Source organism: Peribacillus sp. P4_D6, assembly GCF_056401795.1.
Window position 1 is genome coordinate 1 of record NZ_JBFUIQ010000035.1, and the last position, 15,796, is coordinate 15,796.

Below are 15,796 nucleotides of genomic sequence, written 5' to 3' on the forward strand. Positions count from 1 at the left end.
GGATGATATTTTCATGCAATTAGGAAACTCGCCCGAGACAGCACAATATGGCGAAGTCGCATCACCTACAGAAGCGATTTTCGGCATCCTGGTAAAGGATAAAGCAAATGTAGATGCAATCCTGAAAAAAATGGAAAAGGAACAAGAAAACTATCCTGATGCGAAGCTTACTGCCCAAGCCTCTTCCTTTATGATGGGAGCATCAAAGACGAACATTACGATAGATGTGATCGGCAGTAATGTTGAAGATTTGGAACGGACGGCCAATAATGTCAAAGAAAGAATTCAGGACATTAAAGGAATCGAAGAGGTTACAACGAACCAGGATGAAAAGAAAACCATTTATTCATTCACGGTAGATCCAGCTAAAGGCAATACAGAACAAATCGGCCAACAATTAGGTATCATGCTTAATAAAACGCCTATCGGCCATATAACTTTACAGGATAAGCAAACTCCTGTCGTCCTTGAACCAATCTTGGATCCTAAAAAACCAGAGGATTTAAAAAGCATTCCGATCATGACAGACGGGGGTCTAGCCCCAGTGTCAAAAGTTGCTTCTTTAAAGAGCGAAGAGAGCGCAACAATGCAGTTCCATAAAGATGGAGAAACATATCTCCAATTAACGGCAACGGTCGATCCGGCTAAGCTGTCCGATATTGCAAGTAAAATAAATCTCGAGATCTTTGGAGATAAAGAGAACAAAGGCCTTAGTATTCCGGATGATGTAGAGATTTTAGTCGGCGGAGCCAGTGCTCAGCAGACAGATGATTTTTCCGATTTATTCCTTACGATGTTAATATCGATCGGCATTGTCTTTTTAATCATGGTTATAACCTTTAAATCGATCAAAGCACCGATTGCCATTCTATTCTCCTTGCCATTCGCTGCCATTGGAGCGGTATTAGGATTGGTCATCAGTCGAATTCCAGTTGATGTTACAGCACTGCTGGGTGCTCTCATGTTAATTGGAATTGTTGTGACAAACGCGATTGTGCTTCTGGATCGAGTCAAACAAAACGAAGAAAAAATGATCATCCGTGAAGCGATCGTCGAAGCGACAGCCACAAGATTCCGTCCAATCATAATGACGGCTGTAGCAACGATTTGTGCCATGCTGCCGCTTTTATATAAAAAGGCGGAAACAGGAAGCTTGGTTTCACAAAGCTTGGCGATCGTTGTCATTGGCGGGCTAGCTGTTTCCACACTGCTCACACTGATCGTCATTCCATGTATATACGAATTGCTGTACTATAAAAAATCGAAAAAACAGAGAAGGAAAAAGAGAGAACCCGTTAACGAACAAATCGAGATGTAAGGATATGATATAAAAAAGTTTGTAGAGAAAGCGACATTTTCTTTACAAACTTTTTTTCTTTAAAAAATAATGGTTGACTTTCCTCCAACCTGTAACTAAAATGATTACAGCAGGTGGTAAACAATCGCAGGAAGCAATCGATTGTACAGTTACTGAATGCCATGTAATTATATTGATTTTTTTTGCTCTGTGTTGTAACTGGTTTGGTTACAAGTTTAACTGATATTGAAAAGTGAGGGAATATATGATGACAGTGAAAATTAAAGCATATTCTGATTTTATTTGTCCTTTTTGTTTTTTAGGTAAAGGGCCTTTGGACGAAATCGTGAAGGAAAAGGATGTAGAAGTGGAATGGATGCCATTTGAATTGCGTCCGAGTCCATATACGAAAATTGATCCATGGAAGGAACCCGATAAGTTGAATTCATGGGACTCTTACATTCTTCCTGTTGCGAAAAAGCTAGGGGTTGATATGCGTTTACCCCGTGTCTCCCCGCATCCATATACACATTTGGCATTCGAAGGCTGCCATTTTGCAAAGGAGCACGGAAAAGGGAACGAATTCCACAACAGAGTATTTACCGCGTTTTTTCAAGAGGAACAAAATATTGAAGATATTGAAGTATTGACAAAATTAGCGGGTGAAGTTGAGCTTCCTATAGATGCCTTTAGAGAAGCGTTAGTGTCCCGAAAGTATCGGGAAGTGCACCAGCAAGCACTCAAACATGCTTATGAAGAAGCAGATATCAGGGCTGTCCCGACTTTTATTATTGGTGATGAAGTCATTCAAGGACTAGCCAGCAAAGAAAGGCTAGCGCAAGTCATTGAGAAGGAAGAAGCAAAAAATAAACGGAATGAATTTGATGGCTTGCAATGTGATGGTAAGGTGAATTGCTAATAAAGTTTTTACTGTCAGGGAAATGAGAATTTACAACAGTAAGGTCATTTCAAGCTACGTAATATAGGGCTTGATTAGAATACTTACAGAAGAACCCCTTTTATAAAACCTTTTCTTTTACTGTTTTATAAAAGGGGTATTTTAATGTACTTCTAGTTGAATTGTAGAAACAATATTAGAATCATCAACCCATATATAAGCATTTTTACACTTATGCGTGAAATATCTAATGGCAAAAGTATCTTTTAAGCAAGCTTTTAAAGTCCAATTGTATAAGGAGAGCGAGATTATTGGCCCCTTTGATGTGTTTTTTAAATAAGCTAACACCTTATCGAACTCCATATCTTCGTATTTCTCTATAAATTCTGGTATTATCTTGTATGATTTTTGTGGTTTCCATTCATATTGTGATTTGCTAATTGTCCCATATAGATTTTTTATTATTGGATTTATGTGACTCGACCTGATCAAGGAGAGAGATTCTTGATTCGGCTTATTTAACATTATTTCTGATGGTACTTCGTTTTCTAATAAAATCTTGGTGTTGTCAAAATGCATAATAATTTCTTCGATGACTTGATTATCAATTCTATCGACAAATAACGAAGTAACACTACTTTCATCTTGGCAACCCAACAGTAAAAAGAATTGAGTTAATAGTGAATATTTTTTTTCGGAATTTGAATTAGGGGTAAATTCCCTGATCTTGAAATCTGAAAAACCGTCTGTATTGTTTTCGAACTGATTATTAGCTTCACAAGGTTTCAACCATTCCATTAGTAGCCCACCTAGTATGTTTTTTATTGGCTCTTTTCGTAAAGATTGTTGTTTTTAAAACGACTCTATTTAAGGTTGATTGGAGCGGAAGTGCGAGACTCCTGCGGGAGCAGCGGGACAGGTGAGACCCMACAGGCGTTTACGCCGAGGAGGCTCACCGCCCGCCCCGCGGAAAGCGAGCATCTGGAGGGGAAATCAACCACACCGCACTACTTGGTAAATAGCAACAAAGTATGYGAAAACAGCCTTTTTATTTAACCTCAAAATAACTAAAACCTTGTTAAATTATTACATAGTGTATCATGATTTTTTGTGAAAATATAGGTTTTTTCACCTAGACATTTTTGTTTTTTTACTTAATTTTTAGGACATTTATATTATTTTTAAGATGAAGAAGGACTGCTTAATATAATTAACGGAGGTAAATAATTGACAATGAGAATCATTTTCATTTATAGTGAAGTGTGTAATGAAATTGATTCTCAATTAGGAAGGTGATATAGGTGAAGGTATTCATTGGTTATGTCAGTTTATCCGATAATACCGAGAAAATGGCTATAAACATAAAGAATAGAATGAAGGCTGTCGGCTGTGAAGTATATATGGAAAGATTGGATACTGTTGAAGTTGATGCTTTAAAGGATTTTGATTTGGCCTTTATTGGTTTATATACATGGAATCTTGAAGATGTACCGTATGAAGCAAACGAGTTTTATGAAGAAATTGACCAAGTGGACTTTGCTGGAGTGAAAGTTGCATACTTTGGTGCTGGCGACCTTACCCATTCGAAGCCCTGCGCCGCGATAGATATCCTTTCCGATAAAATGAAGCGATTTGGATTTGACGTATATGATCGAGTATTGAAAATACACCAAGAAAGCAGTACATACGAACAATGTAGGAAATGCGAAGACTTTGCAGAGCATGCCCTTATATGGGGAAGCAATAGGAAAAAGTGGAGATTCTTCATGTGGGATCGGATGCTAGGCAGCCCCAAATACCAAAAGTCTGTATTTTTGTTAAGGAGGGTCCTTGATGATTACCCAATCAAGTACAAAGGGAGAAGCAAAAAAAGAAGAACTTATACAAGAACTTCTGAAATTCGGGATTTTTAAAAAATATAATAAACAACTATACGAGCTTCCAATCGTAGTTTTACAGAAGGAATTCAATCACTTGAGAGGTGAATAAAAAAATGTCTAGGAGAAGGAAATCTTATACTCAACTGCTAAAAGAAAACCGCGAGCTTCTGTTGCATGACAAAATCGAAGTGGAACGCATCTATACAAAAATCGATCAAAAAGCCATCAATGAAAAAAAGGGCAGTAAGCAAGTACAATCATGATTGGTCAAAATTTGAACKTTGCCTCCAGTCACTAGCTTTCCAAGGGTGATCTGCCCTCGGAGCTCTTTGCGCCTGTGGGTCACAGCTTGGATACGCATTCCCCGCTGGAGTCTCGAACATCGTTCCAATTAACTTTGTTTAAAAAGATAGAAATCAATTTGCCCACAGTTTTTTTTTGCGGTGTAAAATTTAGATTTCCACTTCAGTCACTAGCTTTCCGCGGGCGGTCAGGGAGCCTCCTCGGCGCGCCTCCGGGGTCTCCCTTGCCACGCTTTTCCCGCAGGAGTCTCGTACCTTTCGTTCCAATCAACTTTGTGTTTTAAAAGAAAAAACTGCTGGCTCGTCTTATTCCAAACCCTATTTAAGACAAGGATATCCTTCATATTTTTTTCCTGTCATCCTTAATAGATGGAAGAAATATGCGACACTCCTGCCGAAAAACTGGCTAGCCGAGACCCCGGAGACGCTTGCGTCGAGGAGGCTTGGCAGGCAGTCGGCGGAAAGGGAGCGGATTTCTGRAATCAACTGGAACGTTTGTTAAGAAGAAACTGTAGGCTGGACACMTTCCAAMCCMTRTTTAAGACAAGGTTATCCTTCATGTTTTTTTCCTGTCATCCTTAATGGATGGAAGAAATATGCGACACTCCTGCCGAAAAACTGGCTAGCCGAGACCCCGGAGACGCTTGCGTCGAGGAGGCTTGGCAGGCAGTCGGCGGAAAGGGAGCGGATTTCTGAAATCAACTGGCATGTCTGTTAGAAAAAAACTGCATGTAAAACTCTATAGTCTGAACCGAAATCCTTTTGTTGATTTCGGTTTTTTCTTTTGGTTCTGTTATTGAACGATGTTGATTATATTCAACAAAAGAAGGAGGTATTATCCGGTTGGTTGCCGAATAAAAATCCTTTAGGTAAAACTTAGGGGGAGTGCAAATTGAAAAATGTAATAGATGGAATCAATCATTGGATTGGTTTTATACCAGAAGAGTTCAACCGGATGACAGAAAAAGAATTAAATCATCGGCCAATGCCACACAAATGGTCCAAAAAAGAGATTTTAGGACATCTATGCGATGCTGCATTGAACAATATGAATAGGTTCATCAAGATTCAGTACGAAGAACACCCATATGTTATACAATCATATAATCAAGACCAATGGGTATTAGTCCAGAATTACCAAGAGCGACCATTGGATGAGATCGTTAACCTTTTTTGTACTTTAAATAAGCAAATCATTCATATAATAACGAATACACCAAATGATAGATTATCTAATCTTTGTGATATAGGAAATAATCAACTAAAATCAATGGAGTGGCTAATAAAAGACTATCTCGAACATATGGAACATCATATTAACAATCAAATCCTGATTAAAAAAGAGTGATCTATATAGGTAACTCTTTTTTAATTCAATTTTTCAATTTTCGCAACAGCTTGTCATGAAGTTTGGACAAGGTGAACAATACGATAATAGAGCCGATCAAGGTTAACGCCATATCCCATTGGGCGTCCCAAATATCACCTTGTGTTCCTAAAAAGTCCTTTGAAGCTTTTCTTCCTTTTGAAATGATGGCAGCTATCCATTCGATGATTTCATAGAGTGCTCCAATGGCAAGCGCAAAACTTACTGTGACAGCAAATAACCACGGTCCTTTTGTTAGGGGAGTTTTACGTATTACTATTTCTCTAATCACAATTGCAAGTAAACCTTTTAGAAAATGACCAAACCGATCATAATGGTTCCGGTTTAGATCGTAATGATCTTTTATCCAATTAAATAGGGGAACTTTTGTGTACGTATAATGGGCACCGATGAACATGGTAATTGAAAGAACGGCAATAACGAAATAGGATAATGTAGTGAGGCGGAATTTATTATATGTAGCGATTACATAAATCAGAAACACAACTGCAGGAAGGACTTCCATTGTCCATATCAAGTATCCTTCAGGCTTAATCACTGACCAAATAAACACTGCAGTGACTAGCAATAGAAATAATAAATGAATCAGTCTACTTTTATCTCTTCCCAATTTTTTCACTCCATAAATTTATGATATGTACATAGCAAAAGATTGAAATTCACAATCGGAAAAATCAATCGGATTGTGAATGGATAAAGTGCTTAATACTTTCATTTAAATGATTAGCCGCTTTTGTAGGGATTTGATGCTTTACATGATCAATGAATCTTAATTCCGTATAGGGCAATTTTTCATGCAATAAATGGGCATAGCGATACATTGGTTTATCTTGTTTGCCATAGATCAGCAAAGTGGGAAGATTGATTTTCTCAAGCTGATGGGTACAGTTATAATGCAAACTATAATGGTAATACTGCTCGATATTTCGGGCATCTCCTTTTAGGGCTTCATTAAACATTTTGTTGAACAGCTTAATGGTATTTGAATTGCTCCATGAGATGGAAAGCGCAAGAATGGGAACTGCGTCTTTCTGGGCAAGTGATATGCCTAAAGAAATCTTTTGCTTTAAAGATGTATCCCTCACTTCAGACATTCCGCCTATTACAATGCCACCCAGAGCCCTATCGGCACAGCTCAGCAAGAATTCCAAAACGATGGAGCCGCCTGTCGAGTATCCGCATATCATTGCTTTTTTGATTTTCAAATGATCCAACAGATGTTTGATATCTTCTATAATCAGGGGATAAGTTACTGGCTGTCTTGAATACTGACTTCTTCCATGACCCCTAATATCAAAAGTGATAACTTTGAATTCTTCGGATAATTTCTCCAATTGGTATTCGAAATTCACACTGGTCAGTACAGGAGGATGGATAAAAACAATAGGAACCCCTTTACCCCTAACAGAATAATGCAAGCTGATACCGTCCGCATCTAACATTGGCATGAATATTCACCTCATTCGAAGAATACTTTCATATTGGCCCTCCTGAGTGAATTTTCCCTACATAACATGTTTTTATTACTAATTGTTTTGGTAACAAACATCTTGAATTTTTTGGTTTTTTTTGAACAAGATATAATAGTTCAGGCAATGAACAAAAATATATAAAATAAGGTGATGTAAATGAGAGCAAACATGGATAAAATTTTACCAGTTGTCGCTTCGGTCGGAGTAGGTATAGCCACTTATCAAATGTTGAGTGGAAATGGCGGGAAAATGAAAAATATGGTGCCGCTTGCCACGAACTTGATGGGGATGGGGACTGGGATGCCAGGGCAGAATCAACAACAGCCAGAAAATCAATAAAAACAAAATCATCTCCTATAGGGGATGATTTTGTTTTTATTCAAGTGTCACTTCCTGCCTGTGAACAACATATGTAATTCTATTTGGGGTACGCCAACATTTCGAAATCATGACATTATCCAATCTGATTGAACTTTAACTCTGATTCAAATGTACACTTATGAATTTCTGCTAGCCTATTTTTCATCTAGTTTAGGCAGGGAGAATGATTCGAACGGTTGTGCCTCTTTGCGGAGAACTTTTTACATTAATCGATCCTCCATGAAGGTGAACCAATTGTTTCGTTATGGCCATCCCAAGACCAGTTCCACGCCCGGAATCACTTGTATTGGTACCTCGGTAATAGCGCTGGAAGAGCCTATCTAGAGTTTCATTGTCCATACCTATGCCGTCATCTTCAATCGTAATAATGAGAAGGTGCTGCTCAATAGGCGAAATAGATACTGTGATCGTAGTACTAGCAGGATTATAATGGATTGCATTCGCAATTAGGTTATCAATAATCCGTTGAAACCATTTGGTATCGATGGATGCTATAGCTGTTTCGTTTTTCGGCTGGAAGACGAATTTCATATCGTTGTTAGCCGGATCATTTATGAAATGGATCATGGTTCTGCGTATGAATTCAATGATATCCACTTCTTCTTTCACAATGGGCAGAGCTTGATTTCTTAAACGGTATGTTAATGTTAGGTCTTCAAGTAATTCCATCATATATCCTGACTTTTCGGCAATGATTAAGGCGAATTCTCTTGTCTCTCTTTCTGTCCACGAGTAATCTTCAGATTCTAGCATTTGAGCATAACCTGATATGGAAGCAAGAGGCGTTTTTAAATCATGAGAAAGACCGCTTATCCATTCATCCCTGGTTTGAGTCATTTTTCTTCGTTGTTTTTCATTTTGATGCAGGGTCTCGGTTAACTGTAAAAGTGTTGTAATCAGATCCTTATATAACCGATATTTCCTTTTTAACTTTCCTTTTTTATTTAACAAGATAGGGCGTTGATGAAGATCGAGCGGCTGTTCATATAAACCACTTCCAAGATTTTGAATCCATTTCATCATCGTAATCAAAGGAACCCCAAATTTACGTGCATACCAGAAAGTACCCGTTAACAATAGAAGAAATAACGCTATAAAAATGATTAAAATACTTTTACTGATCCTTTTGAACAAGTTTTCTTCTAGAGAGGTCGAACCTGAATGGTTTATACCCACAATTATTGTCTGTTCTGTCTCTGCATCAAAGAAAGCATCAACTGAATCTTGTTCACTCCCTGATAAGGCTTGAAGGTCCTGATTCGTGTATGAGGTCCCTTCCTTTTCGCTGCCATAACCATCTAATACCTTACCGGTCGAATTGATTAATTGAACCCAGCCCCCCTCCTCATCCATTTGCTTAAGAGTGGCAGCGGAAAGATTAAGCTGATGATTTTTCCAATCGACACTTGTCTTAACCTCGTTTAACAGACTAGTCTCAGAACTTTTTCTACCGAATATAAGTAACTGGGGCTTCGGATACGCTTCATCTAATTTCCAATGGAAGTATTCCACAGGGTCAGAGCTATTTTGTAGCATTAAACCAGCAAGTTCGCCCTTATTAAAATGTGAAGGTACATTTTCTGAAGTATTGTAAGCTCCAATGACATCGCCTTTTGTTGTCAGGACTAGGAGCCAGCCATTCTGATTCTTTGCCAGCTGTTTTAATTCGTCATCGAATGTCACTTTTTTACCTTGTATCGTAATCCTATCAGAAAAGAAAGTGCTATCTGCCTTTGATAAGTCTTGTGTAACCTCGTCATTCATGATGGAAAAGCCAATGATCGCCCAAATGGACAATAGAATAAAGAAAAATATGATGAAAACAAGTATTAATTGGATAAAAAACTGTACAATAAAGCGTTTATGAATGTTCATGTTTACTACCATCAGAAATAAATTTATAGCCAAGTCCTCTTACAGTAATAAGATGACGTGGTTTACTTGGATTGTCCTCAATCTTTTCCCGAAGTTTACTAATATGGACCATAACGGTATTATCCTCACCTAAAAATTCTTCGCCCCACACTTTTTCATAAATCTGGCTTTTACTAAAAAGCTGATTGGGATATTTACAGAAGAATAGCAGTAGCAGGTAAACCTGTGCAGGCAATTCTACTGTCCTGCCATTCACGGTCACTTCTCCAGATAGAGTGTTTACTTGGATTTGTCCGTATTGGTAAAACGTTTGGGGAGTGTGTGAAACCTTTCCTGAATGACGCCGTAAATGTGCTTTTACCCTTGCGACAACCTCAAGTGGATTAAAGGGTTTTGTAATATAATCGTCTGCGCCTAATGCAAATCCAGAAAGTTTATCCAAATCTGTTGAACGTGCCGTAAGAAAGAAAATGGGGGCATCGGTGGTTTCTCTAATGAGCGGACAAATTTCAAAACCACTGCGATCTGGGAGCATAACATCCAAAAGGATTAAGTCATATCGTTTTGTTTGACATAAGGACAAAGCATCCGCAGCAGTATATGCTGAATCTATATATTTGAATTCTTCTCTTCTTAGAATCGTTGTTAACATATGTAATATTGCTTTTTCATCATCTACAATTAATATTTGTGTCTCTTGCATATGGATACTCCCATTCTATTATGATATATAAATTATCATATCATTCGTTTACCAATTATTTAATAATTAAGGAAAAATTAAGGTGGAGTTTCTGATAGCTTAAGAAAGAACGCCTATAATAGTCCTTAAGTGATGAACAGGAAGGAAGAGACTTAGTATGTATATTATTGGAAAAAGAGAATTTATCAGCTTATTTAAAGGAATTAAATCAGTTATTATTGTAATGATGTTATTAGCTACCTCCTATTATTCGGCCAAGTTTTCCGATTTATTAACGTCTGGGATTGAACTTACAGCGAGGGAAGCTGAAAATATACACACAGTTGGTCTTTTGATCCTTATATTATTTTTTGGTCAATTATTTGTTATGGGCCTTTCACACGATAGCCTAAACAGAGAAACACACGAACGCACTATACGATTTTTAGTGACAAGAACTTCAAGAACCTCCATTATACTGGGGAAGTTTTTAGGTATTTGGCTATTTTGGCTTATTTGCCTAACGACCTCCTTCTTGCTTACCAGCATCTTTTCCCAGAAGATTGATGTTTTTATCTTTACTCAGACAATGAGTTTATTAACCTACCAAATAGGCTTAACAATCTTACTTTCCGTTCTCATTCCTAAGCCTGGATTTACCATGTTCCTTGGAATCATGGTTGGGGTAGCTTTTCCTATCATTGGATTATGGGTTTCCTTTACGTCGAATGTTTGGGTGAGTTGGATAAAATTCATAACCCCCTATTATTATCTGATTAGGGAAGACTATACCTTTTTGGTGATTATTATATTAGCAGGTATCATGCTCGTTATCGCCAATCTGATTTTCAAAAGGAGGGAATGCTGATGAACGCCATAGAAACAACTCAGTTAAAGAAATCGTATGGAGCGGTACCAATCGTAAAAGGAATTGATCTTATCGTGGAAAAAGGAGAAATCTTTGGATTTCTAGGCCGTAACGGAGCTGGTAAATCAACCTTCATCAATATGTTAACCGGCATTATTCAACCCAACTCTGGAACATACTCACTCTTAGGTGTAAAAGGTTCAAATGATCAAGTAAAGAAGAGGATTGGGGTAATGCCTGATTACTCCACATTATATGGCTCGTTAACGGCAGTGGAGCATTTGAAATTTTTATCAGCTCTTTCAGGAAATCCAGCAGGAAAAGATAGGTGTATGGAAGTCCTGCAGTTAGTTGGTCTTGAATCTCATGCTCATAAAAAAGCCGCTAAATTTTCATTCGGTATGAAAAAGAAGCTTGGAATTGCACAGGCCATCATCCATGAACCTGAGCTGATCTTTCTTGATGAACCAACTTCAGGTTTGGATGCGGAATCCGCAATCCATATTCAAAAGCTGATCAAGGATCTGCAAAAAAAAGGTGCGACTATTTTCATGACTTCCCACAATCTTTATGAAGTAGAGAAAATATGCACCCGAATAGCGATTATGAAAGAAGGTCAGATTGTTAATATTGGCACAATGGAAGAACTCAGGAAAATATATAGGTCGACGATAACGGTCAAGCTTAAGCATTCTTCGGTGCCGAAATCAGAACAAGTGAAATTACATCAGTGGCTGGAGTCAGTAGGTACAGACCTGGAAATGAAAGATCCTTACATGACTATCAATATTGATGATGAGAAAAAGATTGCTGACATGATCCGAGCTTTCAATCAGTGTAAGGTTGATATCTTGCGTGTAAAAGTAAAAGAACCATCACTAGAAGAAATCTTCTTGGCCGAATAGGTTAAATGAATATAAGTTTTTTATAAAGCACATTGATTTAAAAATACAGGCGGTGATTTTATTAATTCTATAATAAGCTTACCTCAGAAAAGATTATCCAAGGATGCGATAAAAGTGTGGATGTTAAGTGAAACGATTACGAATCTAATCGCATTCATCATTCTTGGAGTCTTACTTTACCTAGATTGTCGTTTTTCTTGGAAAGAGTGGATCGGTTGGATTCTGATTGGGATTACAGTTATCTCTGTTTTAGGTGCAGCCTGGTCATTGATCAGTCCTTTTCTTCTTTATAAAAACTGGCGCTTTGATGTAGATGAAGAGTTTTTACAATTGAAATCTGGTGTACTAAATGAAGTACATGAACTTGTCCCAATGACAAAAATTCAATCGGTTGCAACCAAACAAGGACCGTTACTTAGAAAATACAGACTCTGTTCAGTTTCAATTGAAACGATGGGTTCCTCTCACTCGATACCAGCTCTACCAAAAGAGGTTGCTATCAAGTTAAGGAATCAGATTGCCCAATATGCAAAAATTAAGGAAGTGGAGCAATGATGACAGCAAAACGGTACAATCCACTTCTTATGCTTTTTAATTTCTGTAAATTAGTCAGGAATTCCATTTTCTTTGTCATTTATTTCTTTGTGATCAAAGCTGGTTCTGAATCCACCTTCATCATATATGGCAGGGTTGTTTTTTTTATAGTTTTCGGAGTAACACTTATTTCAATTATTTTAAAATGGTTCACCCATAAATACGAACTTGATTATCGTTCCTTTCATCTATACAAAGGTATTTTCAGTAAATCTGAACGAACCATTCCTTTTTCTAAAATTCAAAACGTCAACCGTCATACGTCTTTATTCCATCGGATTTTTAAAGTGACTTCCGTTAATTTTGAAACAGGTATAACAGGTGAGGATGCTGCTGTTAGATTCGAAGTCATTTCTCAAAAGGAAGCAAATCGAATGGAAATGCATATGAAAAGTACTGTTAAGGAAGAATTAGTAACCATTCATGCTAACGAATGTAAATATATTCCTTCTGTTGAAGAGGAAGTTAAAAAAGAGATCTCAAATCGGACCAATCATTATAAGCCGACAAAAAAGGATATTATAAAAGCGTCCTTTACATCTCTTAGTTTTCTGGTCCTTATTCCTTTTATTAGTTCTTTTTATTTCAAAATCAATGAAATCTTTCATGTGGAAAATAAAGCAGTGGGAATTTTTGAAAAGCTAATAGGCTCTTGGTGGATGATGACGATCATCATCATTGTTTTCGTCATTGCTTCTATCACTTTCGGAATAGTGAGGACATTTTTAAAATATGGGAATTATCAAATTTCCTCAGACCATGATCGAATTTACATTACGAAAGGTCTTATCGATGAAACTGCCTTTTCTATAGCCAAAGAAAAAGTGCAGGCAATTGAAATTAAACAGTCCTTCATGAAACGGTTGCTCGGACTTGCCGAAGTGAAACTGACAAGTGCAGGTGGTTTGAGTTCTGACGAAGATATGCTTGAAATAAACTCACTCTATCCCTATCTACCTGTTAAACGGGCATATGAAATAGTCTCGGAAATATTGCCATTTTATGAAATATCACAGAAGATGACTCCCCTTCCGATAAAATCCTTTTGGGTGCGCGTACTGTGGCCAAGCTGGTTCTGGATCATAGCAACAATTCTCTTATTTTATTTCAAGCCAACTGTTCTGAAAGTGGAGGAAGCTTGGTGGATTCTATCTGCTATCCTGTTAATAATTATTGTTGTTTCAAGGTTATTAGATTTCTTCAATACCTGCTACATTTTGAACAATGACTTCATTCAATTCAAAACCGGGAGTTTCACCACGTCTTTATTCGTGTCAAAACGAGATAAGATCATTGAAGTGAACGTAACCCGAAATCTCATTCAAAAAATGCTCGGCCTTGCCTCCATTGGGACAATCAACCGGGCTAAACCGGTGCAGCATGCTGGTATTGACCATGTATCTTTCGAGATGGCTGATTTGTTTTACAAATGGTATATGGAACGTAGAAATGAAATCAAAGTTGAATGAAAGAGTATAGCCTAAAGATAGGACCAACATCAGGATAGGTATTCGATCAGAGCATGATTACTAATATATATAAATATAGCCTATGAATGAGGATGGTGCATTGTCAATAATGGGATTCCATTTCGGCACTTCCTGTGAATCATATTTACCATTTTTTATAATTAAAGTAATAAAACACCAATAAAATAACTCCTTGCGTTATAATGAATGGGCTCCAAGGGAAGTGTCAGAAACCTGCAGGAGTGATCATTTGAATGGAGGTTATATGTGTTGAAGAAAAAATTATTGGTCATGATTCCAACAGTTGCCTTGATGTTGGCCCCTTTAGGAACGGGGACTTCAAATACCGAAGCGGCATCAAAGGGAAGTCAAATCCAGAAAATCGAAACGAAGGCGGAAACGCGCCCGACCCTCAAGAAAGGCTCACGTTCAAGTTATGTAAGAGACTTACAGCAAAGCCTTAAAGATGTTAAATATCATGTAGGTGTTGATGGGATTTTCGGTACCCAAACACAAAATGTGGTAAGGGAGTTCCAAGTGGATCATAACTTAGCTTCAGATGGTATCGTCGGACCGAAGACATGGGCTGCTTTAGATGAAAATAAGGTGGAAAGAAGACAGTTCACGGAGAAAGACGCGATCGCGTTAGGGAAGAAGAAGCTGGGCAGCAACATCGTATTCAGCGGTGATGGCAGATTGCTGAAAGATGGCAAGGGAAAATCATATTACAACTTTAAAGCAGCTAATAAAGATTGGATCGATCAAGGCGGCACAGGAACGATTGGGTGGTTCCACATTTATAAAGATGGCCGTGTAGTGGAACAATAAAGGAATACATGCTACATGCAAAAATGGTTCTCACTTTAAGTGGGATTTTTTTTATGTAAAGCATCAAGAAGACTAAATGCATCCATTTTTGGCTATAAATAACAAGTAAATACAGATATAATAGTAAATGGACAGCAATTTGGTATAGTGGGCAGCGGTCACTCCTTTTCAGAAAGGGGGTGTMGCTGGTGATTTCTATTATGGACGGACTGATGCTAATGATTTCATTTGCCTCTTTAATCGTCGCAGTAATCGCGGTTACATTAAAAAAGTAACCCCCTCCATACCATCCGGCCAGATGTATGTAGGAAAAGGGTTACTTTCATGATCGAGTAGCAACTGACTTACCACAGAAAGCCGCTGCTCTTTATGCAGTTTGCTGTTCATTGAGACGCTGGTTTAACCAGTGTCTTTTTTTATATTTATTATTATATCCTCATTTTCCCTATACATTCAACTAAAAAACCTGGATGTAATCTTGAATAAAAGTAAAATCAATTAGATTTTCGTTAAATTCTTGCCGTTTTCCAGTTTGAATGATTTCATCCCTTTATAAGAAACAATCGCAGGAATCATACAAAGCAAGGCCATCGGTAAACAATAAAGAAGATAGAGATGCCCTCCGTTATCGAGCAAGGGAATGAAGGCTAATGCAACAAAAAGTAAAGTGAAAAAAATGATTGTGAAAATCCCGAAAGATTGATGATAGAATGCATGTATTTCCCTTCTTCGTTCATCCTGGTTGGGTAAGGTCTTAACTGCTTTGTGCGTTCGAAGGAATAGGTACAAGGAGAACATTAGAAATAAAGCGGAAAATGGCAAAGCGATCGCAAATAATGAAACGTCAAGAATGGAAAGATAAAAGCTGGATAAAAAGAAAACCTCTGATACCCCTAATGCAAAACAATAATTGAAGATACTTATTCTATCAGGTTGTTTAAGCATGAAATCCCTCCTT

General features: G+C 37.7%; 18 protein-coding genes. 12 read left to right on the forward strand and 6 right to left on the reverse strand.

Going from position 1 to position 15,796, the window contains the following annotated elements:
• Both AC1DVB_RS13045 and AC1DVB_RS13050 read left to right on the forward strand, forming a co-directional pair.
• Positions 1-1,318, forward strand: a 1,318-nt coding sequence (locus AC1DVB_RS13045; RefSeq protein WP_477589526.1) for an efflux RND transporter permease subunit, incomplete at its 5' end; no start/stop codon positions are given.
• Between the two features lie 247 nt (positions 1,319-1,565).
• Positions 1,566-2,216, forward strand: coding sequence for a DsbA family oxidoreductase (locus AC1DVB_RS13050; protein ID WP_323602907.1), 651 nt, complete (start codon positions 1,566-1,568; stop codon positions 2,214-2,216).
• Between the two features lie 141 nt (positions 2,217-2,357).
• Here AC1DVB_RS13050 and AC1DVB_RS13055 read toward each other — a convergent pair whose 3' ends face one another.
• A complete protein-coding gene (locus AC1DVB_RS13055; RefSeq protein WP_477589528.1) occupies positions 2,358-2,993 on the reverse strand; it encodes a hypothetical protein in 636 nt (211 codons plus the stop codon).
• 503 nt (positions 2,994-3,496) lie between these two features.
• Here AC1DVB_RS13055 and AC1DVB_RS13060 point away from each other — a divergent pair.
• The 4 genes from AC1DVB_RS13060 to AC1DVB_RS13075 all read left to right on the forward strand — a co-directional run bounded on the left by AC1DVB_RS13060 (position 3,497) and on the right by AC1DVB_RS13075 (position 5,725).
• A complete protein-coding gene (locus tag AC1DVB_RS13060; protein WP_477589530.1) occupies positions 3,497-4,108 on the forward strand; it encodes a flavodoxin domain-containing protein in 612 nt (203 codons plus the stop codon).
• Positions 4,101-4,184, forward strand: coding sequence for a hypothetical protein (locus tag AC1DVB_RS13065; RefSeq protein WP_230135499.1), 84 nt, complete (start codon positions 4,101-4,103; stop codon positions 4,182-4,184). Before AC1DVB_RS13060 ends, AC1DVB_RS13065 begins: the two co-directional genes overlap by 8 nt.
• 4 nt (positions 4,185-4,188) lie before the next feature.
• On the forward strand, positions 4,189-4,338 hold the full coding sequence (locus AC1DVB_RS13070) for an FbpB family small basic protein (RefSeq protein WP_095679135.1): 150 nt from the start codon (positions 4,189-4,191) through the stop codon (positions 4,336-4,338).
• 931 nt (positions 4,339-5,269) lie between these two features.
• Positions 5,270-5,725, forward strand: coding sequence for a DinB family protein (locus AC1DVB_RS13075; RefSeq protein WP_057276882.1), 456 nt, complete (start codon positions 5,270-5,272; stop codon positions 5,723-5,725).
• Between the two features lie 25 nt (positions 5,726-5,750).
• Here the strand turns inward: AC1DVB_RS13075 and AC1DVB_RS13080 are convergent, their stop codons facing one another.
• Entirely contained in the window at positions 5,751-6,383 is a 633-nt protein-coding gene (locus tag AC1DVB_RS13080) for a DUF2238 domain-containing protein (RefSeq protein WP_372464642.1), read from the reverse strand.
• Positions 6,384-6,438: 55 nt separating this feature from the next.
• On the reverse strand, positions 6,439-7,212 hold the full coding sequence (locus tag AC1DVB_RS13085) for an alpha/beta fold hydrolase (RefSeq protein WP_057276880.1): 774 nt from the start codon (positions 7,210-7,212) through the stop codon (positions 6,439-6,441).
• Positions 7,213-7,392: 180 nt separating this feature from the next.
• Here AC1DVB_RS13085 and AC1DVB_RS13090 point away from each other — a divergent pair, with 180 nt between their 5' ends.
• On the forward strand, positions 7,393-7,575 hold the full coding sequence (locus AC1DVB_RS13090; protein ID WP_034309625.1) for a hypothetical protein: 183 nt from the start codon (positions 7,393-7,395) through the stop codon (positions 7,573-7,575).
• Positions 7,576-7,767: 192 nt separating this feature from the next.
• On the opposite strand, the gene AC1DVB_RS13095 is transcribed toward AC1DVB_RS13090, so the two are convergent.
• Both AC1DVB_RS13095 and AC1DVB_RS13100 read right to left on the reverse strand, forming a co-directional pair.
• A complete protein-coding gene (locus AC1DVB_RS13095) occupies positions 7,768-9,492 on the reverse strand; it encodes a sensor histidine kinase (RefSeq protein WP_477589532.1) in 1,725 nt (574 codons plus the stop codon).
• Positions 9,479-10,195 (reverse strand): response regulator transcription factor, encoded by a 717-nt coding sequence (locus AC1DVB_RS13100; RefSeq protein ID WP_454861641.1) that lies wholly within the window; start codon positions 10,193-10,195, stop codon positions 9,479-9,481. The genes AC1DVB_RS13095 and AC1DVB_RS13100 overlap by 14 nt, the downstream gene beginning before the upstream one ends.
• Before the next feature lie 157 nt (positions 10,196-10,352).
• Here AC1DVB_RS13100 and AC1DVB_RS13105 point away from each other — a divergent pair, with 157 nt between their 5' ends.
• The 5 genes from AC1DVB_RS13105 (at position 10,353) to AC1DVB_RS13125 (ending at position 14,838) form a co-directional block, all read left to right on the forward strand.
• A complete protein-coding gene (locus AC1DVB_RS13105) occupies positions 10,353-11,042 on the forward strand; it encodes an ABC-2 transporter permease (RefSeq protein ID WP_034309620.1) in 690 nt (229 codons plus the stop codon).
• Positions 11,042-11,947 carry an ABC transporter ATP-binding protein gene (locus tag AC1DVB_RS13110; RefSeq protein WP_034309616.1) on the forward strand — a complete coding sequence of 302 codons (906 nt, stop codon included), beginning with the start codon at positions 11,042-11,044 and terminating at the stop codon, positions 11,945-11,947. The genes AC1DVB_RS13105 and AC1DVB_RS13110 overlap by 1 nt, the downstream gene beginning before the upstream one ends.
• A 120-nt stretch (positions 11,948-12,067) precedes the next feature.
• Entirely contained in the window at positions 12,068-12,502 is a 435-nt protein-coding gene (locus tag AC1DVB_RS13115; RefSeq protein ID WP_082201224.1) for a PH domain-containing protein, read from the forward strand.
• Positions 12,499-14,010: a PH domain-containing protein gene (locus AC1DVB_RS13120; RefSeq protein WP_477589535.1), complete on the forward strand. Its 1,512-nt coding sequence runs from the start codon at positions 12,499-12,501 to the stop codon at positions 14,008-14,010. Before AC1DVB_RS13115 ends, AC1DVB_RS13120 begins: the two co-directional genes overlap by 4 nt.
• Positions 14,011-14,277: 267 nt before the next feature.
• On the forward strand, positions 14,278-14,838 hold the full coding sequence (locus AC1DVB_RS13125) for a peptidoglycan-binding domain-containing protein (protein ID WP_057276876.1): 561 nt from the start codon (positions 14,278-14,280) through the stop codon (positions 14,836-14,838).
• Between the two features lie 498 nt (positions 14,839-15,336).
• Here AC1DVB_RS13125 and AC1DVB_RS13130 read toward each other — a convergent pair whose 3' ends face one another.
• On the reverse strand, positions 15,337-15,783 hold the full coding sequence (locus AC1DVB_RS13130; protein WP_063575349.1) for a hypothetical protein: 447 nt from the start codon (positions 15,781-15,783) through the stop codon (positions 15,337-15,339).
• Positions 15,784-15,796: the final 13 nt, after the last annotated feature.

Bases quoted from the DNA above. Each gene is read 5' to 3' on its own strand.
- AC1DVB_RS13130 (WP_063575349.1), bottom strand. From the start codon at position 15,783: ATGCTTAAACAACCTGATAGAATAAGTATCTTCAATTATTGTTTTGCA.
- AC1DVB_RS13095 (WP_477589532.1), bottom strand. From the start codon at position 9,492: ATGAACATTCATAAACGCTTTATTGTACAGTTTTTTATCCAATTAATA.
- AC1DVB_RS13050 (WP_323602907.1), top strand. From the start codon at position 1,566: ATGACAGTGAAAATTAAAGCATATTCTGATTTTATTTGTCCTTTTTGT.
- AC1DVB_RS13055 (WP_477589528.1), bottom strand. From the start codon at position 2,993: ATGGAATGGTTGAAACCTTGTGAAGCTAATAATCAGTTCGAAAACAAT.
- AC1DVB_RS13070 (WP_095679135.1), top strand. From the start codon at position 4,189: ATGTCTAGGAGAAGGAAATCTTATACTCAACTGCTAAAAGAAAACCGC.
- AC1DVB_RS13085 (WP_057276880.1), bottom strand. From the start codon at position 7,212: ATGCCAATGTTAGATGCGGACGGTATCAGCTTGCATTATTCTGTTAGG.
- AC1DVB_RS13120 (WP_477589535.1), top strand. From the start codon at position 12,499: ATGATGACAGCAAAACGGTACAATCCACTTCTTATGCTTTTTAATTTC.
- AC1DVB_RS13115 (WP_082201224.1), top strand. From the start codon at position 12,068: ATGTTAAGTGAAACGATTACGAATCTAATCGCATTCATCATTCTTGGA.
- AC1DVB_RS13090 (WP_034309625.1), top strand. From the start codon at position 7,393: ATGAGAGCAAACATGGATAAAATTTTACCAGTTGTCGCTTCGGTCGGA.
- AC1DVB_RS13110 (WP_034309616.1), top strand. From the start codon at position 11,042: ATGAACGCCATAGAAACAACTCAGTTAAAGAAATCGTATGGAGCGGTA.
- AC1DVB_RS13100 (WP_454861641.1), bottom strand. From the start codon at position 10,195: ATGCAAGAGACACAAATATTAATTGTAGATGATGAAAAAGCAATATTA.
- AC1DVB_RS13105 (WP_034309620.1), top strand. From the start codon at position 10,353: ATGTATATTATTGGAAAAAGAGAATTTATCAGCTTATTTAAAGGAATT.